Annotated in this window: 20 protein-coding genes and 1 pseudogene; 13 read left to right on the top strand and 8 right to left on the bottom strand. The window is 72.3% G+C overall.

All coding sequences use genetic code 11. The features are described 5' to 3' along the window. Positions 1 to 153: 153 nt before the first annotated feature. Together ACIRJR_RS30770 and ACIRJR_RS30765 are read right to left on the bottom strand one after the other, a co-directional pair. The gene (locus tag ACIRJR_RS30770; protein ID WP_403786654.1) at positions 154 to 1,209 is read right to left on the bottom strand and encodes a polyprenyl synthetase family protein; all 1,056 of its coding nucleotides are present in this window, start codon (positions 1,207 to 1,209) and stop codon (positions 154 to 156) included. After that, positions 1,199 to 1,477 (bottom strand): polyprenyl synthetase, encoded by a 279-nt coding sequence (locus tag ACIRJR_RS30765; protein WP_403786652.1) that lies wholly within the window; start codon positions 1,475 to 1,477, stop codon positions 1,199 to 1,201. Before ACIRJR_RS30765 ends, ACIRJR_RS30770 begins: the two co-directional genes overlap by 11 nt. A 518-nt stretch (positions 1,478 to 1,995) precedes the next feature. Here ACIRJR_RS30765 and ACIRJR_RS30760 point away from each other — a divergent pair. The 5 genes from ACIRJR_RS30760 (at position 1,996) to ACIRJR_RS30740 (ending at position 6,446) form a co-directional block, all read left to right on the top strand. Next, positions 1,996 to 2,388, top strand: coding sequence for a hypothetical protein (locus ACIRJR_RS30760; RefSeq protein ID WP_403786650.1), 393 nt, complete (start codon positions 1,996 to 1,998; stop codon positions 2,386 to 2,388). A gap of 138 nt (positions 2,389 to 2,526) precedes the next feature. Continuing rightward, the gene (locus tag ACIRJR_RS30755; protein WP_403786648.1) at positions 2,527 to 3,249 is read left to right on the top strand and encodes a response regulator transcription factor; all 723 of its coding nucleotides are present in this window, start codon (positions 2,527 to 2,529) and stop codon (positions 3,247 to 3,249) included. After that, positions 3,233 to 5,251, top strand: coding sequence for a sensor histidine kinase (locus ACIRJR_RS30750; protein ID WP_403786646.1), 2,019 nt, complete (start codon positions 3,233 to 3,235; stop codon positions 5,249 to 5,251). The genes ACIRJR_RS30755 and ACIRJR_RS30750 overlap by 17 nt, the downstream gene beginning before the upstream one ends. 101 nt (positions 5,252 to 5,352) lie before the next feature. Further along, positions 5,353 to 5,757, top strand: coding sequence for an LPXTG cell wall anchor domain-containing protein (locus ACIRJR_RS30745; RefSeq protein ID WP_403786644.1), 405 nt, complete (start codon positions 5,353 to 5,355; stop codon positions 5,755 to 5,757). Between the two features lie 89 nt (positions 5,758 to 5,846). Continuing rightward, positions 5,847 to 6,446, top strand: a complete 600-nt coding sequence (locus ACIRJR_RS30740; protein WP_403786752.1) for a class F sortase — start codon at positions 5,847 to 5,849, stop codon at positions 6,444 to 6,446. 315 nt (positions 6,447 to 6,761) lie between these two features. Here the strand turns inward: ACIRJR_RS30740 and ACIRJR_RS30735 are convergent. After that, positions 6,762 to 7,412 (bottom strand): annotated as a pseudogene (locus tag ACIRJR_RS30735) (PP2C family protein-serine/threonine phosphatase); the annotation flags it as partial. Positions 7,413 to 8,064: 652 nt separating this feature from the next. On the opposite strand from ACIRJR_RS30735, the gene ACIRJR_RS30730 reads away from it, so the two are divergent. Continuing rightward, the gene (locus ACIRJR_RS30730; RefSeq protein WP_403786642.1) at positions 8,065 to 10,413 is read left to right on the top strand and encodes a GH92 family glycosyl hydrolase; all 2,349 of its coding nucleotides are present in this window, start codon (positions 8,065 to 8,067) and stop codon (positions 10,411 to 10,413) included. An 85-nt stretch (positions 10,414 to 10,498) separates the two neighbouring features. On the opposite strand, the gene ACIRJR_RS30725 is transcribed toward ACIRJR_RS30730, so the two are convergent. Together ACIRJR_RS30725 and ACIRJR_RS30720 are read right to left on the bottom strand one after the other, a co-directional pair. After that, a complete protein-coding gene (locus ACIRJR_RS30725) occupies positions 10,499 to 11,326 on the bottom strand; it encodes an aldo/keto reductase (RefSeq protein ID WP_403786640.1) in 828 nt (275 codons plus the stop codon). Between the two features lie 303 nt (positions 11,327 to 11,629). Further along, positions 11,630 to 12,571, bottom strand: a complete 942-nt coding sequence (locus ACIRJR_RS30720; protein ID WP_403786638.1) for a polysaccharide deacetylase family protein — start codon at positions 12,569 to 12,571, stop codon at positions 11,630 to 11,632. A 156-nt stretch (positions 12,572 to 12,727) separates the two neighbouring features. On the opposite strand from ACIRJR_RS30720, the gene ACIRJR_RS30715 reads away from it, so the two are divergent. Continuing rightward, positions 12,728 to 13,198, top strand: coding sequence for a GNAT family N-acetyltransferase (locus tag ACIRJR_RS30715; protein WP_403786636.1), 471 nt, complete (start codon positions 12,728 to 12,730; stop codon positions 13,196 to 13,198). Positions 13,199 to 13,391: 193 nt separating this feature from the next. On the opposite strand, the gene ACIRJR_RS30710 is transcribed toward ACIRJR_RS30715, so the two are convergent. Continuing rightward, on the bottom strand, positions 13,392 to 15,281 hold the full coding sequence (locus ACIRJR_RS30710) for an ATP-binding cassette domain-containing protein (RefSeq protein WP_403786634.1): 1,890 nt from the start codon (positions 15,279 to 15,281) through the stop codon (positions 13,392 to 13,394). Between the two features lie 448 nt (positions 15,282 to 15,729). Between ACIRJR_RS30710 and ACIRJR_RS30705 the strand changes: the two genes are divergently transcribed. Continuing rightward, entirely contained in the window at positions 15,730 to 17,268 is a 1,539-nt protein-coding gene (locus ACIRJR_RS30705) for a glycoside hydrolase family 43 protein (protein ID WP_403786632.1), read from the top strand. A 64-nt stretch (positions 17,269 to 17,332) separates the two neighbouring features. Here ACIRJR_RS30705 and ACIRJR_RS30700 read toward each other — a convergent pair whose 3' ends face one another. After that, positions 17,333 to 17,671 carry a GNAT family N-acetyltransferase gene (locus ACIRJR_RS30700; protein WP_403786630.1) on the bottom strand — a complete coding sequence of 113 codons (339 nt, stop codon included), beginning with the start codon at positions 17,669 to 17,671 and terminating at the stop codon, positions 17,333 to 17,335. After that, positions 17,668 to 18,669: a pirin family protein gene (locus ACIRJR_RS30695; protein WP_403786628.1), complete on the bottom strand. Its 1,002-nt coding sequence runs from the start codon at positions 18,667 to 18,669 to the stop codon at positions 17,668 to 17,670. Before ACIRJR_RS30695 ends, ACIRJR_RS30700 begins: the two co-directional genes overlap by 4 nt. Positions 18,670 to 18,790: 121 nt before the next feature. On the opposite strand from ACIRJR_RS30695, the gene ACIRJR_RS30690 reads away from it, so the two are divergent. The 5 genes from ACIRJR_RS30690 to ACIRJR_RS30670 all read left to right on the top strand — a co-directional run bounded on the left by ACIRJR_RS30690 (position 18,791) and on the right by ACIRJR_RS30670 (position 24,114). Next, positions 18,791 to 19,282: a carboxymuconolactone decarboxylase family protein gene (locus ACIRJR_RS30690; protein WP_403786626.1), complete on the top strand. Its 492-nt coding sequence runs from the start codon at positions 18,791 to 18,793 to the stop codon at positions 19,280 to 19,282. Positions 19,283 to 19,455: 173 nt separating this feature from the next. Continuing rightward, entirely contained in the window at positions 19,456 to 20,607 is a 1,152-nt protein-coding gene (locus ACIRJR_RS30685) for a polyprenyl synthetase family protein (protein WP_403786624.1), read from the top strand. Beyond that, positions 20,604 to 22,139 carry a phytoene desaturase family protein gene (gene crtI, locus ACIRJR_RS30680; protein ID WP_403786622.1) on the top strand — a complete coding sequence of 512 codons (1,536 nt, stop codon included), beginning with the start codon at positions 20,604 to 20,606 and terminating at the stop codon, positions 22,137 to 22,139. Before ACIRJR_RS30685 ends, crtI begins: the two co-directional genes overlap by 4 nt. Continuing rightward, the gene (locus ACIRJR_RS30675; RefSeq protein WP_403786620.1) at positions 22,136 to 23,110 is read left to right on the top strand and encodes a phytoene/squalene synthase family protein; all 975 of its coding nucleotides are present in this window, start codon (positions 22,136 to 22,138) and stop codon (positions 23,108 to 23,110) included. Before crtI ends, ACIRJR_RS30675 begins: the two co-directional genes overlap by 4 nt. Continuing rightward, a complete protein-coding gene (locus tag ACIRJR_RS30670; RefSeq protein WP_403786618.1) occupies positions 23,107 to 24,114 on the top strand; it encodes a DUF5914 domain-containing protein in 1,008 nt (335 codons plus the stop codon). The genes ACIRJR_RS30675 and ACIRJR_RS30670 overlap by 4 nt, the downstream gene beginning before the upstream one ends. Positions 24,115 to 24,117: the final 3 nt, after the last annotated feature.

The following is a 24,117-nucleotide window of genomic DNA, read 5'->3' as shown; positions in this document are numbered from 1 at the left end:
CCTTGTTTCGAGGGAGGTGCGTCGTGTCCGCCGCACCGTGTGGGTTGCTCCGCGTGAGGTGCTCCGTGCACCTGGTCCGAACGAGTCGCCCCGTACGAGACCGTGCCGCCGGCACCTGCGCGCGGTGCCGGGCGGACCGCCGGGGGAGACGGGTCAGGACACGCGGACGGTCACCGACCGTGCCAGCGAGGTCAGGGCCGAGGCGGCCGGAGCGGGAACACCGAGCCCGACCAGGGCGCCGAGAGCCTCCTCCACCCGCGCGCTGATCATCTCCTCGACGCGGTCGGGTGCGTCGAGCCGGCACATCAGCTCGCGCACCGCGCGCAGACCCTCCGCGTCCAGATCCCGTCGGCCCAGAAGCCCGCTCAACTGCTGCCGCTCGACCTCGCCGGCGACGCGCCAGGTCTCCGCCAGCAGGGCCGTGGGCCGGTAACCCCTCAGGTCGTCGGCATTGGCCTTCCCCGTCCGCTCGGGGTTCCCGAACAGGCCGAGCAGGTCGTCCCTGAGCTGGAACGCCTCGCCCAGCGGCAGCCCGTACGCCGAGAAGCCCCCGCGTATCCGCTCTCCTGCCCCGGCCAGGGCGCCGCCGATCAGCAAGGGCTGCTCGACCGTGTACTTGGCCGTCTTGTACCGGATCACCTTGAGCGAGTCGGTGGTGTCCGGAGGTGCGCCGGTGCGCAGGATCTCCAGGCACTCACCCGCGATCAGGTCCCGCGCCATCTCCGACCACAAGGGGCGTGCCCGGGCGAGGTACGCGGCAGGCAGGCCGCTGGTGGTGAACAGCTGCCCGGCCAGCCCCATCAGCAGGTCTCCCACCAGCATCGCCAGCGACCTGCCGGCGGCGACGGAACGAGGCCTGCGGCGTACCGCAACGCGCAGGGCGACCTGCGCGGTGGGCCGGCCGTGGCGCAACGGGCTGTCGTCGATGAGGTCGTCGTGCACGACCGCGGCGGCGTGCACCAGCTCCATCGAGGCCGCAGCGCGCACCAGAGCATCGTTGTCGGGCTGGCCCACGGCCCGCCAGCCCCAGTAGCAGAACGCGGCCCGCAGCCGCTTCCCGTCCGCGACCGAGGCCTCCAACTGGTCGGCAACGGGCCGCAGGGACGGGTCGACGTCCGCGAACCGCTCCGCCTCCCGGGCGACGAAACAGCGGAGTACGTCGTCGACACGGGCCTTGAAGACGGTCGGCTCCCACCGGTCAGGCACCATCGGCGTCCCTCCTGGCCAGCGCTTCCTGAGCGAGGAGCTCAAGGTGGGCCGGCGGGGCGTCCGCGTACCGGTCCAGGACCAGGCGGCCCCGCGCCTCCAGATCGCGCTGGGCCTCCACCACCAGCTCCGCGCCGTCCGAACGGCGCAGCAGCCCCCGCACCGTCCCCAGGACCGAACCCACGGTGCTCGCCGCCAGACCGGCCAGTCCTGCCGCCAGCAGCAACCCCTGCCCTTGAGGGCCCGTGCCCCGCCCCGCATCCTTCGTCATCGCACCGTCTCCCCTTCAGCACCGCACATCCGTAGGGCGCCCTTCACGCGCCGCTCTCCTCAGGATCCCGACGCGCGGAGGGGCGGGCGGAGGAAGTCACGATCGAGTGAGGCCGTCGCCCGGCCGTACGGATCGCTCAGGTCACACCCCCTGTCAGCTCAAACGTCGGCTGCCGTCCATCGGCTGACGGCGGGCGTCCGCACTGACCCGCGCGGAGGATCGGGCAGCCGGTCCCGGTCCGGTCGGTCACGCGCGGAGGATCCGGCAGCGGGTCCCGGTCCGGCCGGCCGGTCACCCGGCCGTCAGCGGGTGCGGCAGCGCGGACGCGGTGATGACGGACATCGGCACACCTGCCGACCGTGAAGGGAGGTGACCCACCTGTCTGCCGGCGCCTCCGACGATCTCCCGGAAGGGTGATGACACACCCATCATGACAGGTCAGAGGGCATTTTCGTAGGACGAACAGCACGCCTTCAAAGCCTTGTTGAGGCCCTGCCGCAACTCTCAGAATCACCGTCATGAATCACAGGGAGAGCGTCGATCACGATGCGGTACTGCGGGCACGGACTCTGCTGCTCGGATCCGGCACCATCAACATCCACGAGGCCGTCGACGCCTATCGCCTGCTCGCCGAGGTCAGCCCGGCGGTGTATCTGCCGCGCCTGGCCCAGGCGCTCCTGGAGTACGGGACGGCGGACCCCCGGGACCCCGGGACCCGTCTGGCCGTCCTGACCGAGGCCGCCGCCGCGGCTCGGCGGATGGCGGCGGCCGAGCCGCGGCGCGCGGGGCTGCTTCGGAAGGCACTGGAGGCGTGTGAGCAGGAACTGACCCTGCTGGGGCGGACGGAGCAAGCGCGTTCGGTGAGCGAGGAGTTGGCCCGGGCTGCCGGCAGCGAGGAGAGGGACCGGTGAACGGCGGCCGCTGACGGCGGGACACGGCCGGGGGCGGCGGACGCCGAGCCGTCCGCCCCGGCCACGGTCCTCCGGGAGGCGTACCGCCCGCGCCCCTGGCGGACCGTCGCGGCAGGGGGCTCCCTTACGATCCTCTCCGTGTGCGCAAACGTCATAGTCGCCGAAGACGACGCCAAACAGGCAGAGCTGGTCCGCCGGTACCTCGAACGCGAGGGTCATACGGTCACCGTGGTGGCGGACGGCCTCTCCGCCCTGGAACAGGCCCGGCAGGGGGCACCGGACCTCCTCGTCCTCGACGTGATGATGCCGAGGGCCGACGGGCTCGACGTGGTGCGCGTACTGCGCGCCGAGGACCGGGAGGTACCAGTTCTCATGCTCACCGCGCGGACCACGGAGGACGACCTGCTGCTCGGCCTCGACCTCGGCGCGGACGACTACATGACCAAGCCCTACAGTCCCCGCGAGCTCATGGCACGCGTGCGGACGCTCCTGCGGCGCAACCGCCGCGGCGCGGGGCGCGAGGACGGCCATGTGCTGCGGGTGGGAACCCTCGCCGTCGATCCCGTGCGGCACGAGGTGGCCGTCGACGGTGTCGGGGTCGAGTGCACCCCAGGGGAGTTCCGTCTCCTCTCGACGATGGCCGCCGAACCCGAGAGGGTCTTCACCCGTGAGCAACTCCTGGCCGAACTGCACGGCTTCGACCGGTACATCAGCAGTCGCACGGTCGATGTGCACATCATGAACCTCCGCAAGAAGATCGAGCGCGCGCCCCGGCGCCCGGTCCGCCTGCTCACCGTCTTCGGCGTCGGCTACAAACTCATGGACCCGGTGAAGGGCGCCTCGCGTGTTTCGGCGCGCTGAGCACGGCGGACCGCGCCTGCGGCTGCCGCTGCGCAAGAGTCTGCTCGGCAGGCTGCTGGCGGTGTCGGCGCTCGTCGCGGCCTGCTCGGTCGCCGCGACGGCGTGGCTGGCCGTGCAGACAACGTCCGGCGCGATCGAGCAGGAGCAGGGCCGCAACCTCGCCGCCGACACCCGCGTCCTCGACGGCCTCCTCGCCTACGCCGCCGGACACCCCACCTGGGACGGCGTGGGACCCACCGTCGACGAACTGGCCGACGCGTCCGACCGGCGGATCACGCTGACGACGCAGAGCCGGGAGATCCTCGCCGACTCCGCCCGCTCGTCCCCGCCCCCACCGGCTCTTCCACCGCAGGCGTCGGCGGTCGTGGACCCGCTGTCGGTCGCCGCCGTCTCCTCCGGGGCGGAGCCGGGCGAGGGGTCCGTGACCGTCGCGGCACCCGGAAGCGGCGGGGGGCAGCGCTCCGGGAACGATCGCGTGGACCCGCGCGCCGTCGGCCCGTTCAAGCTGCCCGAGACCGAGCGCGCGTCGTTGCGGCGCACCGCCGAGGAGACGGTGCGGTGCCTCAGCCGGTCCGGGATAGCCTCGGACGTCGTCGAGAGCCCGAGCGGCCGGCCCCGTATCCAGGTCGTGGGCAACGATCCGGACCGCATGCAGAACAGCCGGTGCTCCACGGACGGTCTGGACAGCCCCACCGGCACGGAGGCGAAGGCGCTCACCGCCCTCAACGGGCTGGTCAACGCCTGCCTCGACCGGCAGGGACGCGAAGCCGTCCGGCTCGACCTCGACCTCTCGTGGAACACGAGGGAAGAGCCGCAGGCCGCGACGGCCGTGCCCCGGCCCGTGCCCGGTGTCGCCGTCCCGGAGGAGGAGGCCCGGCCGAGCGCCCTCCCCACCCCGGCACCCCTGGACAGCGAGAACGACCGCGACATCGCCTCGTGCGTCGGCATCGCCCGGCAGGAACAGCTCAGTTCGTACGTCGCCTCTCCCGCGCTCCTGTTCATCAGCGACCCGGGCGGAGGAGCCGTCCCGGCCTTCGAGCTGTCCTCCGGCAACACCGCGAAGATCACCGGGGTCGCGGCACTCGTCCTCGCGCTCACCGTCGGGGCCTCGGTCCTGGCCGGGGTCCGGCTCGTACGTCCGCTGCACGCACTCACGGGAGCGGCCCAGCGCATGCGGGACGGGGAGGACCCCTCCCACGTGGTGGTCGCGGCGGACAACGAGATCGGCCGGCTCGCCGCCGCCTTCAACGACATGACGGAACACCGGGCACGGCTGGAGGATCAGCGCAAGGCGATGGTCAGCGACGTGGCGCACGAGCTGCGCACACCGCTGAGCAACATCCGCGGGTGGCTGGAGGGTGCCCAGGACGGCATCGCCGAGGTGGACGCCTCTCTCGTCTCCTCGCTCCTCGAGGAGGCGGTGCAGCTGCAGCACATCATCGACGACCTCCAGGACCTGGCGGCGGCGGACGCCGGTGTCCTCCGGATCCACCCCGAACCCCTGAGGATCGAGGAGTTGCTCGGCTACGTCGTCGCGGCCCACCAGGCGGAGGCGGATGCCGCGGGGGTCGCCCTGACCGTGGCCGTGCCGGAAGGGCGCGAACCGCCCCCCGACCTCGCCGCGGACCCGGTACGCATGCGGCAGGTCATCGGCAACCTGGTGTCCAACGCCGTACGCCACACCCCGCCCGGCGGGCGGGTGATGCTGCACGCCTACGCTGCCGGGCCCGGGGGAGAGGGCGACGAGACGGTGGTGGAGGTCGCCGACACCGGCTGCGGCATAGCGCCGGAGGACCTGCCGCACGTCTTCGACCGCTTCTGGCGCGCCGAGAAGTCACGCAGCCGTCGCACCGGCGGCAGCGGTCTGGGGCTGGCGATCGTCCGCAAGCTCGTCGAGGCGCACGGTGGCACGACGGGGGTGGCCAGCACGGTGGGCCACGGCTCGGTGTTCACTCTGCGGTTGCCGTCGGCCGGCCCTGATCCGATGCGAACGCCGGCCTGACAGGTTCCTCACAACTTCACTCCAGACTCACGGCAAGCCCGGCGCCCGACACGCACCCGTGTGCGGGCACCACGACAGCCGAGCTGGAATCGGAGTACCCCATGTCCCTTCGTCCCACCCTGCGTACCGCGGTCCTCGCTGCCGCCGCCATCGGCGCGGTCCTGCTCCCGTCCGCCGCGGCCGTCGCCGACGACACGCCTGCCGTGGCGACGCCGGCCGAGAAGGCCGAGAGCCCCACCCCCGCCCCCGAGGGCGCCGAGGCCGGGACCGCGAGGCCGGTCCCCGCCCCCGAGGGAGCCGAAGAGGCCGCCACCGCGGCACCGGTCCCCGCCGACTCCGTGCCGCCGGGCACGGTCCCGCGGGGCGGTGTGGCCGCCGGGGAGCTTCCCGCCGGCGACACCGGAGGCGCGAGTGACGCCGCCCCCTACGGCTCCGCCGCGGGCATCGCGCTGCTCGCGGGCGCCGGTGTCCTCGTCCTGCGCCGCCGGTCCGCCGCCCGGCGCTGATCCGCACGGTGGTGCCGCTCCCCGGACCGGGGGCGGCACCACCGCTGTCCCTGTTCCCCTCGGCCTTCGCCCACCGCACCGGAGCCCTCATGCCCTGCACAACGAAGACGTCGCGACGGACAGCCGTGTCACTGGCGGCGGCCTGTCTGCTGCTCGCCCCCGCCACCGGTTGCGGCGCGGCCCAAACACCTCACCCCTCCGTCAAGGCGGCAACACACGCCCCCGCGGCGCGGAACGAGCCCACGGCACCGGCGCCGACACGGCTGGAGGTCCCCTCGCTCGGGATAGACACCGCACTGCTGCGGCTGGGACTCAACGAGGACGGCACGGTCGAGGTCCCGCCCGCGGAGAAGGGCATGACGGCCGGCTGGTACGCGGGCGGGGCCGTCCCCGGCGAACCCGGTGCCGCCGTGCTCATCGGCCACAACGACACCCGGTTCGGCAAAGCGGTCTTCCACGACCTGCACGGCATCACCAAGGGCGCGGACATCGCCGTGTCCGACGCTGACGGCGAAGAAGCCCATTTCACGGTCACCGGCACCGAGAGCGTGAGCAAGAAGGCCTTCCCCACCCAGAAGGTCTACGGTGCCACCGACGAGCGTGTGCTCCGCCTCATCACGTGCGACGGAGCCTTCGACGCCGACGGACACCCGGTGGACAACCTGATCGTCTACGCGACGCTGCGCTGACGGCGGCCTTCGCGTCCCCGCGCGGTCCCGGACCGCGTCGTCGGCGGCCACCGGCAAAGGGCTCTTCCGGCTCGCGCCGTCGGGACCGCGGCGGATCACGGCGCAGGCGTGCCCGTTCCGTCTCGCGGGGGAGCGTGCCGCGCGCGGGTGACGGCGACCAGGGCCAGGTCGTCGGTGAGGACTCCGCCGGTATGGCGGTGGACGGCCTCGGCGAGGTGCCCCACGACGGCCGGCGGACCCTGGTGCGTGCCAGGACCGCCGCAGTTCCTCGTCCGGTGTGTAGAAGCGGCCGTCGGCGTCACGGGCCTCCAGGAGTCCGTCCGTGCACAGCAGGAGCAGATGTCCGGGGCCGAAGGGCCGCGTCTCGTCGGTCCACGGGCCGGTGTCGAACTCGCCGAGCCCCAGGGGCAGTCCCGGATGCTCCGGTTCCCAGGCGAGCAGGGTGCTCCCGCTCATGAGGTAGGCCGGACAGTGACCCCGGTTGATGAGGCGGACCTCCGTGCCGTCGTCCGGGATCTGCGCGATGGCCGCGGTGACGAAGTGCTCACTGCTCACGGTGGTCCCACCGTCGACCGCGGCGGTCTCCCGGGTGTGGCGGGTCACCGCCTCGTCGAGATGGCGGGCCAGCTCCGGCAGGGTCGGGGTGTGGTGAGCGGCCTCGTGGAAGCTGCCCACGAGCGCGGCGACGCTGGGAATGGAGTTCAGCCCCTTGCCACGTACGTCACCGATGAGCAGGCGCACACCGTAGGGGGTGTGCTCCGCCGCGTAGAGGTCGCCTCCGACGGCGGCCGCGGCGGAGGCGGCTTCGTAGCGCACCGCGATCCAGGTCTTCCCCCACCAGGCACGGACGGGCGGCAGGACGGCGCGCTGGGCGCTCTCCGCCACCCGCTCGGCGCCCTGGAGCCGGCGTCGCAAGGAGAGCCGCAGCCGGCACAGAGGCACGGACGCCCAGGCGAGAACCACCATGGCGACGTAGTCGACCACCGCGTGACGGCCGTCGGACGACAGGTGGCTCGCGAACATCAGGATCAGTCCGGCGAGACTGTTGAGGACGGCGACCCCGACCACGGCCCGCAGCGAGTACACACAGGCCGCCATCATCGAGCTGAGGATCAGGAACACGTCCCCGCTGAACTCCCCGGGCCAGGGCAGATCCACCGCCAGCGCGAGCACCACCAGCGCGAGTGGCGCGAGCAGTGTCCACCGCGGGAGCAGGTCGCTCTCGTTCTGCGGCGCGTGCGACACCAGCCCTGTCGTGGTGCGGTTCGGGGTCACTGCATCGCCTCCGGGGTACGGCGGGCGGGCCCCGGCCGGGCAGGCTCCGCGTCCTCTTCCGACCTTGGAGCCGGAAGCGCCGCCCCGCACGCGGAAGCGGTCCGCCGGCAAGGGGCTGCGCCTGCGCCCGGGGTGGGCTCCGTCCGGATCCGGAGGAGGGCGGACGGCTGACCAGGCAGCACGGAGCGCGCGATTCCGGGAGTGGGCCGTAGAGACGCGCGGTGAACGGCCGCCCCGGCGGGCGAGGTGCGCCGTAACCCTTGACGAGTACACGCAAGCGGGCCAAGAATGATCGCGCAGTGCGCATGACAACGTTGTCTACGTCTCGAGAGGCGCTCATTCCATGAGATGGACCCACTGGATCCGCGGTGCGGGGGCCGTGGCCGCCGCGGCCGCCCTCCTCGGCGGCGCCGTCGCCGCACCCGCCGCCGCGGAAGGAGGCGGACACGCCGAGCGCGGTCGTCTCACCGATCTCGTCAACCCGTTCATCGGAACCGAGAACGAGGGCAACACCTATCCGGGCGCCGCGGTGCCCTTCGGGATGGTGCAGTTCTCGCCCGACACCGGGCACAACACCGGCTACGACTACTCGGAGACCCACATCCGGGGCTTCTCCACCGTCCACATCTCAGGCGTGGGCTGCGGCCTCGGCGGTGACCTCCCGGTGCTTCCGACGACCGGCGACATCACGTCGACGGACAACGCCTCGTACGCGGCCGAGTTCAGCCACGACGACGAGAAGGCGAGCCCCGGCACCTACGAGGTCGGCCTCGGGACGGGCATCAAGGCCGAGCTGAGCGCCACCGAGCGCACCGGTGTGCAGCGCTACACCTTCCCCGCCACGGACAAGGCCAACGTCCTCGTCAACGCGGGGCAGTCACTCCACAAGACCCTGAAGACCGACGTCGAGATCCTCGACAACCGGACCGTTCGCACCGCGATCACGGGCAGTGGCTTCTGCCAGGACACCAAGCCGTACACGGTGTACACGATCACCCGCTTCGACCGGCCCTTCACCACCTCCGGCACCTGGAAGGGCGACACGGTCACCGAGGGCTCGAAGGCCTCGTCGGCGGCCGCCGAGCGCAACGGTGCCTTCCTGCGTTTCGACACCACCAGGGACCGCACCGTCGAGGCGACCACCGCGATCTCGTACGTGGACGCCAAGGGTGCGGCCCTCAACCTCCGCGCCGAGGGCGGACGTTCGTACGACCGGGTAGCCCGCGCCGCGCAGGCCGCCTGGGAGGACCGGCTCGACGACGTCGAGGCGAAGGGCGGCAGCGAGACCCTGCGGCGGACCTTCTACTCGTCCCTCTACCGCTCGTTCCTCGCACCGAACATCGGCAGCGACGTCGACGGCCGCTACACCGGCTGGGACCAGAAGACCCACCGGGCCAAGGGCTTCACCTACTACCAGAACTGGTCGCTCTGGGACACCTACCGCACCCAGGCCCAGCTCCTGTCCCTGCTCGCACCCCACGAGTCCCGTGACATGGCGATCTCCGTCCTGAAGATCGACCAGGACAGCGGCTGGCTGCCCAAGTGGGGCTACGGCACGGTCGAGACGAACATCATGACCGGCGACCCCGTCACGCCCTTCCTCACCAACGCCTACCAGCAGGGCCTCCTCGAGGGATACGAGGAGCAGGCCTACCGGGCGCTGAAGAAGAACGCCGACGGAGTACCCCCGGCCGACTCCGCACCCGTGGGCCGCGAGGCCAACAAGGAGTACCTCGCCGACGGCTTCGCGCCGTACATCAAGGGCCGCGCCCACGTGAAGCCGGGTGACTCCGACTACGACCACGGCGCTTCCGCGACCCTGGAGTACGCGCTGTCCGACGCGATGCTCGGACAGATGGCGAAGGAGCTGGGGCACGAGGACGACGCCGCGCGGTACGCCGAGCGGGCGCAGAACTACCGGAAGATCTTCGACAGTTCGACCGGCTTCTTCCGCGCCCGGGACGAGAACGGTGCCTTCACCGGCCCCGTCGACCCGGCCCAGAGCGAAGGCTTCCACGAGGGCACGTCCTGGCAGTACCAGTGGCTCGTCCCGCAGGACCTGCCCGGCATGGTGTCGCTGATCGGCGGCACCGACTCCGCCAACGAACGCCTCGACTCGTTCTTCGCCTACGAGCAGCTGCTCCAGGACCCGGCGAAGACCGCCCGCGAGGTGTGGGTGAACGGGCCGTACGACTACTACAACGCGGACAAGTACAACCCGCAGAACGAACCCGACCTGATCGCCCCCTACACCTACCTCTCCACGGGCCAGCCCTGGAAGACGACGGACGTGGTGCACGCCGCGCTCACCCTCTTCACCGACGCCCCGACCGGCATGACGGGCAACGACGACCTGGGCACGATGTCCGCCTGGAACGTCCTGTCCTCGATCGGGATCTTCCCGGTCCAGCCGGGCACGGACACCTGGGGCCTGTCGACCCCCGTGTTCGAGCGGGTGGACCTCACCCTGGACCGGCGGTACTACCCCAAGGGCCGGCTGACGGTGAAGGCTCCGGGCACCTCCGACTCGGCGCGCTACATCCGGTCCGCGAAGACGGACGGGAAGGCGTACGGGAAGACCTACCTCACCACCGGGGACATCCGCGGCACGCGCGACCTGACCTTCGAGGTCGGCTCGGAGCCCTCCGGGTGGGGCACCTCGGCGGACGCGGCGCCGCCCGCCCTGAAGTAGCGCACTGCCCCCCGTCCGCCCACACCGGAGGACCCGCCCCTCGTCGAGGGGCGGGTCCTCTCGTCTCCACCGGCTGTGACGGGGCTCAGCCGTTGAACCGGTCGGGGTCGAATCCGGTGCGCTCATCGCGGTTCAGGGCATTGATCTCGCCGATGTCCCCCTCGGTGAGCTCGAAGTCGAAGAGGTCGAAGTTCTCCTCGATGCGCCGCTGCGTCACCGACTTGGGGAACACGATGTCACCACGCTGCAGGTGCCAGCGCAGGGTGACCTGCGCCGTCGACCTGCCGAGCCGGTCCGCGATCCGGATGAGCGCCGGGTCGTCGAGCACCTTGCCCTGGGCGATGGGTGACCAGGCTTCGGTGGCGATGCCGTGTTCGGCACCGAAGGACCTCACGGCGTCCTGGGTGAGATACGGGTGCACCTCGATCTGGTTGACGGCGGGCACCACCACACTGCCGTCCAGCAGGCGGCGCAGGTGGTGCGGCTGGAAGTTGGACACCCCGATCGCCTTGACGCGGCCCGACCGGTAGATCTCCTCCAGGGCCTTCCAGGTCTCCACGAAGTCGCCCCTGTCGGGCAGCGGCCAGTGGATGAGGAAGAGGTCCAGATAGTCCAGTCCCACCTTCTCCATCGTGCCCTCGAACGCCTGGAGGGCGTCGTCGTAGGCATGGGCGCCGTTGTCCAGCTTGCTGGTGACGAAGACGTCCGCCCGGTCGAGACCGGAGTCCCGGACCGCCTGGCCGACCTCCTTCTCGTTGCCGTACATCTGCGCCGTGTCGATGTGCCGGTAGCCGGCCTTCAGGGCCGCCAGCGTGGTCTCGCGGGTGTCTTCCGGAGGGATCTGGAAGGTCCCGAAGCCGAGCTGCGGGATCTCCACACCGTTGTTGAGCTTGAGAGCGGGTACTGAGGGCATGAACGGCTCCTTACGTCGGTGTCTCGGGTGTCCGGGGATCCGCGGTGTTCCGGACGGAAGGCGGACACTCCGCCTGACTCCGCCGGAATACGGCCCGCGGTTCGCGGTTCAGCCGATGCCGTGCGGCTCGGCGTGCTGCATCCCGCCCTCTCTGCGGCGTACCCGACATCAATCGGAGCAAACAGGCTTATATGCCCCAGTGGTCGCAGATGTGCGAGGCGTGCGCGCACCCGTACTCTCCGCATGGGGACACGTGGTGCGTGCCCCCGAGGCGTGGCCGTGCGTCGACGAGGCCCGGGATCATCAGCGCTCCTGCTGCGCGTGTCCGACCCGTCCCTCGCTGAAACCCGGCCCCGGGGCGCGCCGGGCCCAGACCTGTTGCAGGTCCCGGTGGCCGAGCACCGTGATGCCCTCCCGGGCCACGGCTTCCCGGGCCTCCGGCGAGGTCAGGAACGCGTGGTCCGTGTGCCGTACCTGCCAGCCGCTGTCGAGGGCCCGCGCCTCCGGGGTGCCCAGTCCCGGATGGACGGCCCACTCGCTGAGCCCGGCCGGCAGGTCGCGCAGCAGCCGGTCGTACCGGGCCGGCTTGTCCTCGGTCCCCAGGGAGAAGCTGTCCAGGAAGGCGTGGTCGACGACGGGCAGCCCCCGCCGGCGCATCGCGCTCAGGCCGGGCTCCAGCCAGACGCGCACGGCGAGGCCGTACTCCGCGGCCAGCCCCACGGTGAGGTCCAGGATGTCGTCGCGTCCCCCGTCCGCCAGACAGTGGAAATCCAGGTGGGTCGGGGAGAGCCCCGCGTCGGCAACGGCGTCGATCTGCGCGCGGAACTCGGTCTCGACCTCGTCGGCCCGGGCCCGGCCGAGCAGCGCGGCGCGTCCGGCGGGGGTCGGCTCGAAGAGATCGCCGGAGGGATCCAGCAGAGAGGGCACCTTCTCCCTGGCGGTCAGGGGTCCCCACGGCCGGTGGGGCATCTCGCACACGAGGGTCAGGTGGATCCCGAACGGAATCCCCGGTCTCCGCCCGAGAAGCCGCATGGCGTCCTCCGCCGCCGGACACACGGTCATGAGGCTGCAGGAAGCGGCGATCCCCTCCTCGATCGACTGGATCACCGCGGCGTTGACCGCGGGGTACATCCCGAAGTCGTCGCAGTTGACGATCAGGAGGCGTGCATCGGGCGGGAACCCCGGAAGGCCGACCGGCGGCGCCGGCGACGGCAGGGGTGAGGCTTCGAAGGCTTGTCCGTCCATGCCCGCAGTCTGCGTCTCTCCCTGGCGATCCCGCACTCGGATTCGCGTGCCCGGCGGCTTCGGGGCCCTGCGCGGGGCGTGGGACCGGGCGAGAACCGTCCGGGTGAGGAGCGACCGCGCCGGGAAACCGATTGACAGCCGGTTTACGGTTTCCGAATGACGACTCCGCTCCGGCTGGAACCGGTCACCGCTGCCAACATCGACAGCGCGATCGGCCTGAAGGTCCGCCCCGACCAGGAGCACCTGGTAGCTCCGGTGGTGAAATCACTCGCCGAGGCGTACGTGCACCCGGGCATCGCCTGGCCCCGTCTCCTCTTCGACGGCGACCGGCTCGTCGGTTTCCTCATGGCCTTCCACGGCATCGACTTCGCGGGCGACGGCACGGGCACCGACATCCGCTCGGGCCTGTGGCGGCTCAACATCGCCGCCGGTGAACAGGGCCGGGGCTACGGCCGTTTCGCGGTCGAGGCCGTGGCCGCCGAGATCCGCCGACGCGGCGGCACCCGCCTGACCACGACCTGGCACCCGGGCGAGGACGGCCCCGAGGGCTTCTACCTGGGACTCGGGTTCCGGCCCACGGGAGAGACGAGCGGTGACCAGACGGTGGGTGAGCTGGAACTCCGCTGACGGCCGTTCCGTACTGAGGCGCGGGCTGTCCCGGGTGAGTCCTGCCGGTGGCGCGGCCTCAGGACCGGAGGCCTGCCCTCAGGACCGGGTGCCCTGAGGGCAGGCCGTCCTCCGCGACGACCAGCGCGGAGGACGGCCGTGCGGTCCGCTCACCTCACCGATCAGGGCACGGGACCCAGCCCTCCAGGTGGCTCTACCGGTCCTTGGCGAGGGCGAGGAGCTCGGCGAACAGTCCTCCCCCGTGCGCGAGTTCCTCGTAGGTCCCCTGCTCGATCACGCGTCCCTCGCGCAGGACGACGACGCGGTCGGCCAGCCGCGTGTTCTCGAGCTGGTGGGTGACGACGATGGTCATGCACTCGGCCGCGATGCGCTTGATCTCGAGGAAGATCTGGTGCTCCCCGCGCGGGTCCATCTGCGACGTCGGCTCGTCCAGGATCAGCAGGGGCGTCCGCCGGTACAGCGCCCGCGCGCACGCGAGCCTCTGCCACTGGCCACCGGACAGCTCGGCCCCGCCCCAGAGTTCCCGTGCCAGAAGCGTGTCGAGCCCCTGCGGCAGTCTCTCGACCGCCTCGCGCATGCCGACGGCGTCGACGGCCTTCCAAACCGGGCCGTCGTCGTACGTCCTGGGCTGGCCGAGGGTGATGTTCTCGCGTGTGCGCAGCGGCCAGCAGGCGAAGTTCTGGGGCACGAGGGCGGTGCGCTTCCATACCGCTTCGGGGTCCGCCTGCGCGAGATCGGTGCCGTCCCACAGGACGCGGCCCTTGTCGGCCAGCAGGATGCCGGTGATGAGCTTGGCCAGGGTCGATTTGCCCGAGCCGTTCTCACCGACGACCGCCAGGATCTCGCCGCGCCGCAAGGTGAGCGAGACGCCGGCCACGGCGGGCTCGTCCTTGCCGGGGTAGCGGTAGACGACCTCGTCGAGCCGGATCTCGTCCACCCGGTCGGGAACGGACGCGCCGCCCCGCTTGGGGGCGCGTTCGGCCGCCATCTCCAGGAAGGTCTCCATGTCCGCCAGGTACAGGGACGTGTGGAAGAGCGCCGCGCCGTGGACGACGAACTGGGAGAGCGCGGCCAGCGCGGTCTGGACGGCGACGACCGCGGTGGCGGCGACGGGCAGGGCGACGCTCCCGGAGACCGCCAGCCACGCGAGTGCGGCCCAGGTGCCCAGCAGGAAGACACCGCCGAGGGAGCTGGTGGCCAGGGTGATGCGAAGCATGCGGGGCGCCGCGGCGAGCGTGCGCCGGTCGATCCGGTCGGACAGGGCGCGGTACCAGTAGACGAGGTAGCCCGTCATGCCGTTCGCCCGGACCTCGTCCCCGTGACGGGAGTACGTGGCCCACCAGCGCATCATGGAACGCACGTTGCGGTCACCCACGTTGGTGTAGTGGGTCTCGTAGTCCACCCGGGCCGCCAGCACGGCACCGAAACCGGCGGGAAGGACGGCGAGCAGGAGCAGCGGCATCATCATCCAGTGCAGCGCCGTGATCACTCCGGCCGCCGCGATCATGCGGACCAGGGCCGACATGAACCGCTGTGCGTCCTGCACCATCATCCGGGTGCGGGTGACACCGACCTCCGCGGCCTCCTGGCGGTCGGCGAACCCGTCCTCCCCGTACGCGGACGCCTCGACGCGGCACACGGCGGAGACGAGCGCGATGTCCGCCTCGGTCGTCAGCAGCGGGGTGATCCGCGCGTCGGCGTAGGACGACAGGGCGCCGCTGACGCGACCGACGCCGGCCGCCGCGCCGACCATGACCAGATCGGGCAGTGCGGCGTGCAGTCGTTCGGAAACAGGTCCGGACGCCAGGATGTGCGCCATGGCCCGCGCGGTGAACGCGAGCACGGTGGCGGCCGCGCCCCCGGTGAGGAGCTGGCAGCCGAGAAGGAGCAGGGCGCCGGTCCTGTCGACGGTCCAGGTCCTGCGTCCCGCGTGCACGAGAATCGCGGGCAGCCGTCTGCACAGTGCCCCGAAACTGGTTCCTGCCAGGGGGTTCTTGCCGTGTTTGCCCTCGAAGGTGATGGCGGCCGGAGGCGGCGGGGGAGGTGTGCCGGCGTGTGCGGCTGAGGGGTCGGTCACGGTCACTCTGCATCTCTCCTGAGGTCCGTGCCGCGCCTGGCAGGCTCGGCGGTACACGTCCTAACGACGCGTCCCGGGATTCGAACGCGCTCGATTCCGGACGATCGGGGGTCCTTGAACCGCAAGGCCTCCGAGCCCTGTTCGCCGTGCCGGGGCCCTTGCCGAGCGGTACGAGTTGGCCGAAACGCCGGTGCTTGAAACGCCTGGGGCGTGCGAGGTCTCCGGGCGGCCGAGCATCTTCGGCGAGAGACACGTTGAAGCGCTTCGACCGGGCTCGCCTCACCATGCGTCGCCCTGGAGGTGCGAACTCCGCCTGGGTTGCTCTGCCGTTGGTGAAGGTCCCGATTCCAGAAGGATCTATTGACACCCCTGTACCCCGGTGTCATCGTCGAAGCGCTTCAACGATCATGTCCGCGGGACCCGGTCCAGGCTCCCCGAACTCTGAGGACAGACCATGGTGTTCTTCGACAATCCCGTGATCCCCGGCTTCAGCCCGGACCCGAGCATCTGCCGCGTGGGCGAGGACTACTACGTCGCGACCTCCAGCTTCGAATACGTGCCCGGGGTGCCGCTGTGGCACAGCCGGGACCTCGTCAACTGGAGGCTGATCGGGCACGCACTGGACCGGCCCTCGCAGTTGTCGCTGCCCGACACGGCCCCGTCCTCCTGCGGGGTGTACGCCCCGACGCTGCGCCACCACGACGGCCGCTTCTGGATGATCACGACGGTGGTGGCCGGCGACGGCAACATCCTGGTGACCGCAGACGATCCCGCCGGCCCGTGGTCGGACCCCGTGCCGGTCGGCATCCCCGGCATCGACCCCGACCTGGCCTGGGACGACGAGGGGAACTGCTGGTGCGTCTTCTCCCACGACGGGATCCGCGCCGTGCGTATCGAGCCGGAGACGGGCGAGGTGCTCGGTGAGCCGGTGGAGATGTGGTCGGGGAGCGGTCTGCAGTACCCCGAGGGCCCGCACCTCTACCGGATCGGCGACTGGTGGTACCTGCTGCTGTCGGAGGGCGGCACCGAGCGCGGTCACGCCATGTCGGTGGCCAGGGCGCGCACCCTGACGGGCCCTTACGAAGCGCACCCGGACAATCCCGTCCTGTCGCACCGCAGCACCGGTCACCCGGTGCAGAACACGGGCCACGGCGATCTGGTGCGAGCGCACGACGACACGTGGTGGATGGTGCTGCTGGGTACCCGGCCACGTGGTGACACCCCGAAGTTCCACGGGATGGGCCGGGAGACGTTCCTGGTGCCGGTGCGGTGGGAGGACGAGTGGCCGCTGCCGGGCCCGCTGGAGCTCAGGGCCCCGGCGCCGCGGCTGGACCCGCACCCCTGGCCCGCCGAACCGGACCGCGACGACTTCGACGCCCCGGTGCTGGCCCCCCGCTGGGTCTCGCTGAGGCGGCACGACCCGGACGCCGTACGCCTCGACGAGACCCCCGGCCACCTGGTGCTGCACGCCCGTGCGGACGGCATGGAGAAGCCCGGTGTGCTCTTCGTGGGGCGGAGGCAGTCGGAGCCCGACTGCGCCGCGCGGACGCGGGTCGACGTCGGCGAGGGCGGCCGGGGCGGCCTCGCCGTACGCCTCGACGAGGCGCACCACTACCAGGTGGAGACGGAGGGCGGGCTGGTGCGCGCCGTCGCCCGCATCGGCCCGCTGCGCCGGACGGTGGCCGAACGGGCTGTGGAGCCGGGCCCGGTGACGCTGCGGATCGACGTGACCACCACTGACGTCCTGCCCCCCACCGTCACCGCACGGCCCGCAGATGCCGACGCCGCTGAGCTGTCCGGCCTCCGCACCGGCGGACCCGACACCCTCCGTCTGGGCTACGAGACCGGGGACGGAGGCTTCGAGGTCCTCGCCGAACTCGACGGGCGCTACCTCACCACGGAGGTCGCGGGAGGCTTCACCGGCCGGGTCATCGGCATGTACGCCACCCGGGGCACCGCGGCGTTCGACTGGTTCGAGCTGCGGCCTGTCTGAGGGTGCCGTCCGGGCCCCCCGGCCGCCGACGCGGCGGCCGGGGGGCCCGCTCGGGGACGACATCTCAGCGGGCCAGGGCGGCCTCCAGCCACTGCAGGATCTCCGGCGTGACCGGGTCCGAGACGTCGGCGAACTCGTCGTGCTTCTTGAGGAACTTCGCCACGTAGGGGCAGACGGGCACGATCCGCCTGTCCGAGGACCGTGTGTGGTCCAGGGCCTGTTCCACGAGGACGGAGGCCAGTCCCCGGCCCGCGAAGGCGTCGTCGATCTCGGTGTGGAAGAAGACGCGCTGCCCGTCGCGGTCGCGGTAGGCGGTGAAACCGGCGGACACGCCGTCGACCAGGATCTCGTAGCGGTGCCTGGCGTCCACGTTCCGGACGATCGGGTCGGAGGGCTGCGTCATCGTGTGCTGCCTTTCGGGCGTGTCGGGTTGCCCCGCGGTGCGAGGGAGGCGTTGGGGAGCGCGGGGGCGGGGATGCGGTCGCCGGGGTAGCCGTCGACGTGGCCGAAGCGGTCGGAGGCGGCTTCCCACTCCTCACGTGCCTCGGCGATGTCCTGGTGGCTGCGGCCCACGAAATTCCACCACATGACGATCTGTTCCCCGAACGGCGTCCCGCCCACCAGTACCGCCCGGGCGGGGGCGTCCGTCTCGTTGGTGAGGGTCACCGAGGTCCTGCCGGGGTCGAGGTAGCCCAGCTCCGCCCGGCCCAGCCGAGTGCCGTCCACGCGGACGATCCCCCGGTCGACCAGGAGTCCGTGCTCGAAGGCGCCGTCGGTGTCGAGTGTCGTCGTCGCACGCGGATCGAGGACGACCTCGGCGCCGAGCAGGGGGGTGAAGGTGGGCACCGGCGAGGTGTCCCCGGCCAGGGACCCGAGGAACACCCTGATCACGGCGCCGTCCCGGTGGACGGGATCCGGCGCGTGGTGCCGGAAGTCGCGACCGGTGTCCCGGTGCTCCTCGGGGAGAGCCACCCACAGCTGGACACCGTGCAGGACCGTGGTGCCGGGGGTGGACACCTCCGTGTGGCTGATCCCATGGCCGCCGGTCATCAGGTTCAGTTCTCCGGGGCGCACGAAGGCGTGGCTGCCCAGGCTGTCGCGGTGCTCGATCTCCCCGCTGAACAGCCAGCTGACGGTCTGCAGGCCGATGTGCGGATGCGGGGCGACGTCCATCCCGCCCGTCCCGGCGACATCGTCGGGGCCGTAGTGGTCGATGAAGCACCAGGCGCCGATGAGGGTGCGGGCCCTCTGCGGAAGCGTGCGCCGCACCGTCATCGCCCGGGGGCCGCCCAGGGGTACGTCACGCGGCGTCAGCACCTCGACAGCGGCGTCCGGCACCGGCCCCCCTCGGCCGTCGGCGTCCGCCGGCGGCGAGACGCTGCCCGTGTCGGTGGCGCTCATCGGGAGACCCCCCGCACGTCCATGATGCTTTCATGTTCAACAATCATGCTCAATGGTAAGCCGTGGTCCGACCGGGCGCACGGTGCGGTGGGGGACGGCACGTCCCGGTGAGGAGTCCAGGGTGAACGGCACGGAGACAGGACATGGGGAGAAGAGGGTCTACGTGGACAAGCAGAGCCCGAAGGCCTACCACGCTCTGACCGCCACGGCCGAAGCGGTGCGCACGGCAGCCCAGGAGGCAGGGCTTTCACGGACCCTGGTCGAGCTGGTCAACCTGCGGGTGTCACAGATCAACGGCTGCGCCTACTGCCTGGACGTCCACACCCGGGCCGCGCTGCGGGCGGGCGAGACGGCCCAGCGGCTGGGGGTGCTGGCCGCCTGGCGCGACACCGAGGTGTTCACCGAGCAGGAGCGCGCCGCCCTCGCCCTCGCCGAGGCGACGACGCACCCCGCCGACGCCGCTCTGCAGACGGACGCCTACGCCACCGCGCGCCGGTCCCTCTCCGACGACGAGATCTCCGCCGTGATCTGGGTGGCCGTCACCATCAACGCGTTCAACCGGGTCTCCATCATGAGCAAGCACCCCGTGCGAGGCGTACCCCGGCAGGAGTGACACGACCGCGCCCACCCGGTCCGGATCCGGACCGGGCCCCTCCCTCCGCCGTCCGGGTGAACTCTGCTCCGACAGGGCCGTGCGCCGGGCAGGCATAGGCGCATCCGCGGTCATCCTCGCGGCCGGAAGCACCGGTGGACGCGGAAGCGGACGACCGGCGAGAGGGGAGCTCCATGCTCGGGCCACGGGCCACAGGGGCGGGGACCGGCATGAACGCCGGCACCGGCAGGGCCCCGCACACGGCTGCCGGGGCGGCGGCGGCCGTCGAAGCCGTCCTCGCGGAGCACCTGGGAGGCAGACTGCGCGAGGCGCGGCGGGTGGACCCCGTGTTCGCCGAGGAGGTCGCGTCACGGGTCGCCGCGTTCGTCCTGCGTGGCGGCAAGAGGCTGCGGACGTCCTTCGTGTGGTGCGGGTGGCTGGCGGCGGGCGGCCCCGGTGACGCCGGGACGCCCCTGCGGGTCGGCGCCGCCCTGGAACTCCTGCAGGCATGTGCGCTGGTGCACGACGACGTCATGGACCGGTCGCCGCTGCGCAGAGGCGCGCACGCGGTGCACGCGGACTTCGCCCGCATGCACCGCGCGGGCCGGATGTACGGATCCGTCGAGTCCTGGTCGGTCAACGCCGCGGTGCTCGCCGGAGACCTGGCGCTGGCATGGGCCGACGATCTGCTCACCGAGACCGCGCTGTCCTCCCCGTACGGCGAGCGGCTGCACCAGGAGTGGAAGGCGATGCGCGCCGAGATGGTCGCCGGCCAGTACCTGGACGTTCGGGCGCAGGCGACCGGTGCCTCCGACCCCGCCCAGGCCAGGAACATCGCGACACTCAAGAGCGCGCTGTACACCGTGGAGCGGCCGCTCGCCCTGGGAGCCGTTCTGGCAGGGGCCGGTGCCGAAGCCGTCGACGGGCTGCGCGCGGCAGGACGGTGCGTGGGACTCGCCTTCCAGCTCCGTGACGATCTGCTCGGCGCCTTCGGCGACCCGGCGGTCGTGGGAAAGCCCACGGACGAGGACCTGCGGGCCCGCAAGCTCACCTACCTCCTCGCGGTCGCGCACAGGCTCGCCACCGAGTCGGGCGACACCGACGCCCTGGCCGTCCTCGGCCCCGGGGGAGCCGCACCCGGCGGGGAGACGGTCCACCTCATGCGAGCCGCCCTGGAACGCACGGGCGCGCGGGCCGTGGTGGAGGAGGAGATCGCCGCTCTATCGGCCTCGGGGCTGCGCCTCTTCGCCGCGACCGGGGCGGACGCGCGGGCCCGGCGGGAGTTCGCCTCGCTGGTGGCCAGGGCCGTGGGCACCGCGGCCGTCCGCGGCGGGGAGGGCGAATGAAGACCATGCGGGGCCCCACGGACCACGTGGTGGTGGTCGGCGCCGGCCTGTCCGGCCTCGCCGCCGCCCTCCACCTGCTCGGAGCGGGGCGCAGGGTGACCGTGGTCGAACGGGACGCGGGCCCCGGAGGCCGTGCCGGAAGGGTGGAACTGGGCGGGTACCAGATCGACACCGGACCCACGGTGCTCACCATGCCGCACCTGGCCGACGAGGCCTTCGCGGCCGTGGGGGACAGCCTCCACCGGAGGGTGGAGCTGATTCCGCTCCACCCGGCCTACCGGGCCCGCTTCGCGGACGGCAGCGGGCTGGACGTCCACACCGACGGTGACGCCATGGAGTCCGAGGTGCGCCGGTTCGCCGGGGCGGCGGAGGCGGCGGGGTACCGAAGGCTGCGGACATGGCTGGAAGGGCTCTACCGGGCGCAGATGCGCCGGTTCATCGACACCAACTTCGACTCCCCCTTCCAGCTCCTGCACCCGGACCTGGCACGTCTGGCCGCCCTGGGGGGCTTCGGCAGGCTCGATCCGCAGATCGGCAGGTTCCTCTCGGACCCGCGGCTGCGCCGGGTGTTCTCCTTCCAGTCGCTCTACGCGGGCGTCGCCCCGGCCCGCGCCCTCGCCGCCTACGCCGTCATCGCCTACATGGACACGGTCGCGGGAGTCTGGTTCCCCAAGGGCGGAATGCACGCCCTCCCGCGCGCCATGGCGGACGCGGCGTCCGACGCCGGATGCCGCTTCCGCTGGTCCGCCGAAGTGAGCGCGCTGGAACGGTCGGCGGGGCGCGTACGCGCCGTCCGGCTGGCGTCGGGCGAACGGATCACCTGCGACGCCGTCGTCCTCACACCGGACCTCCCCGTCGTCCACCGCCTCCTGGGCCGGGAGCCGCGCCGCCCCGTGCCACTGCGCCACGCGCCGTCGGCCGTGGTCCTGCACGCCGGCACGGACCGCACCTGGCCAGGACTCGCGCACCACACACTCTCCTTCGGCGCCGCCTGGGAGGGCACCTTCGACGAACTCACCCGCACCGGCCGCCTGATGAGCGACCCGTCGCTGCTCATCACCCGGCCGACGGCTCACGACCCCTCACTCGCGCCACCGGGCCGGCACCTGCACTACGTCCTGGCACCCTGCCCCAACACCACGACCGGCCCGTCGGCGGTCACCTGGCGCGGTCTGGGACCGCGCTACCGGGACAGTCTCGTGGCCGAGCTGGAGCGCCGCGGACTCGACGGCTTCGAGGCGTCCCTGGACCGGGAACTGCTGGTCACCCCGGTGGACTGGACGGCCCAGGGGCACGCGGCGGGCACCCCGTTCTCCCTCGCGCACACGTTCGCGCAGACCGGCCCCTTCCGGCCCCGCAACCTCGTACGCGGCCACGACAACGTCGTCCTCGCCGGATGCGGGACGACACCGGGAGTGGGCGTTCCGACCGTGCTCGTCAGCGGCAAGCTCGCCGCGGCCCGCATCACAGGCACTCCCCGCGCGACGGGCGTGCGCCGTCGTCCCCCCGTCCTCGAGAGGCAGAGCCGATGACCCGACGAGAACTGGACGCCGCCGGGATCACCGGGCCCGCGCTGCGCGCCGCGTACGCCCGGTGCAGGCAGCTCAACGCCCAGCACGGGCGGACGTACTTCCTGGCCACCCGGCTGCTGCCGGTCGAGCGGCGCCCCGCCGTGCACGCGTTGTACGGCTTCGCCCGGTGGGCCGACGACATCGTGGACGACCTGGACCGCCGGCAGCCCCCGGAGGAACGCGACCGGCTGCTGAGGCTCCTGGAGGACGACCTCGCCCACGGACTGCGCACGGGAGGGGGCGACGAGCCCGTGGTCCGGGCGGTCGCGGACACCGCGGAGCGCTTTGCGATCGACCACGCTCTCTTCGCCGACTTCCTGGCGTCCATGCGCAGCGACCTGACGGTCACCGGCTATCCCACCTACGAGGACCTCCGCGGCTACATGCACGGCTCGGCGGCGGTGATCGGGTTGCAGATGCTGCCCGTGCTCGGGACGGTCGTGGCCCGCGAGGCGGCGGCTCCGCACGCGTCTGCCCTCGGGGTGGCCTTCCAGCTCACCAACTTCCTGAGGGACGTGGGCGAGGACCTGGACCGAGGACGCGTCTACCTGCCGGCGGACCTGCTCGCCGCCCACGGGGTGGAGCGGCACCTGCTGGAGTGGAGCCGGCGCAGCGGGCGCCACGACCCGCGGATCAGGGCCGCGTTCGCCGAGGCCGACGCGATGATCCGCACCGTGTACCGGGAGGCGGAACCTGGCATCGCGATGCTGGAGCCGCGGGTACGGCCCTGCATCCGTACGGCGTTCGTCCTGTACCGGGGGATCCTCGACGCGATCGCCGACGACGGCTACCGGGTGCTGCACCGCCGTGCCGTGGTGCCGCGCAGACGGCGGGCCGTGACCGCCGCCGGAGGGCTCGTACGGATCCTGGGCGCCAGGATGCGCACCGGACCGCCCGTCGCGGCGCCCGACCCGGAAGGGTCCCTTCGATGAGCGGCCGACGGAGAAGGACGGCATGGACACCGCCGCTGCGCGTCCGGCGCGTCCCCCGCTGGGAGGGCCAGGAGCCGACCTGGAGGCGCGCGAGGCCCGCCGTGATCGCCGAAGCCCTGAAGCGGGCCGCCACCCGGCCGTCGGGCAACTGGTACGTCGCCGGGTCCTCCCGGGAGACCGCCGCGCGAGACCGCCCGTACGGCCGGACGATCGCCGGCGTGGAGGTCGTCCTGTGGCGGTCCCAGGACGGCGCGCTGCGCGCGGGCCCGGGGGAGTGCCCCCACCTCGGAGCGCCCCTGCGCGACAGCCGGGTGTCATGCGGGACGCTCCGGTGTCACTGGCACGGACTCGCCCTTGACGGCGGGCCGTTCGCGGGGTGGGAGCCCTTTCCGGTGCACGACGACGGGGTGCTGGTCTGGGTGCGGCTCGACGCCGCCGGGGGCGAACCCCCGCTGGAGCGGCCGGTCGTGCCCGTGCGGCCGGCGCCGCGGGGAGCGGTGGACGCGGTGTTCACGGCGGTGGGGCGGTGCGAACCCGAGGACGTGGTCGCCAACCGGCTCGACCCGTGGCACGGGTCCTGGTTCCATCCGTACGCGTTCGTCGGCCTGGAAGTGGCCGGCACACCCGAGGACGGCGACGGCGACGCGTTCGCCGTCGATGTCTCGTTCAAGGTCGCGGGCCGGCTGGTGGTGCCGGTGCGGGCTGTGTTCACCGCGCCCGAACCGCGCACGGTGGTCATGCGCATCACGGACGGCGAGGGCGCCGGTTCGGTGGTCGAGACCCACGCGACGCCGCTCACCGCGCCCGGAGCGGGGCCCCCGCGGACAGCGGTGGTCGAGGCCGTCGTCGCCTCCTCGGACCGGAGGGGCTTCGCTCTGGCACGCGCCGCGGAGCCGGCCCTGCGGCCCCTGATGCGCCGCACGGCCGGCCGGCTGTGGCGGGACGACCTCGCCTACGCCGAGCGCCGCTGGTCGCTGCGCAGCACCGGGCGCTTCCCCGGCTGAACC

The organism is Streptomyces sp. NPDC102402 (genome assembly GCF_044765765.1).
Taxonomy (GTDB): Bacteria; Actinomycetota; Actinomycetes; order Streptomycetales; family Streptomycetaceae; genus Streptomyces.
This window is presented reverse-complemented; position numbering and strand designations above follow the sequence as displayed.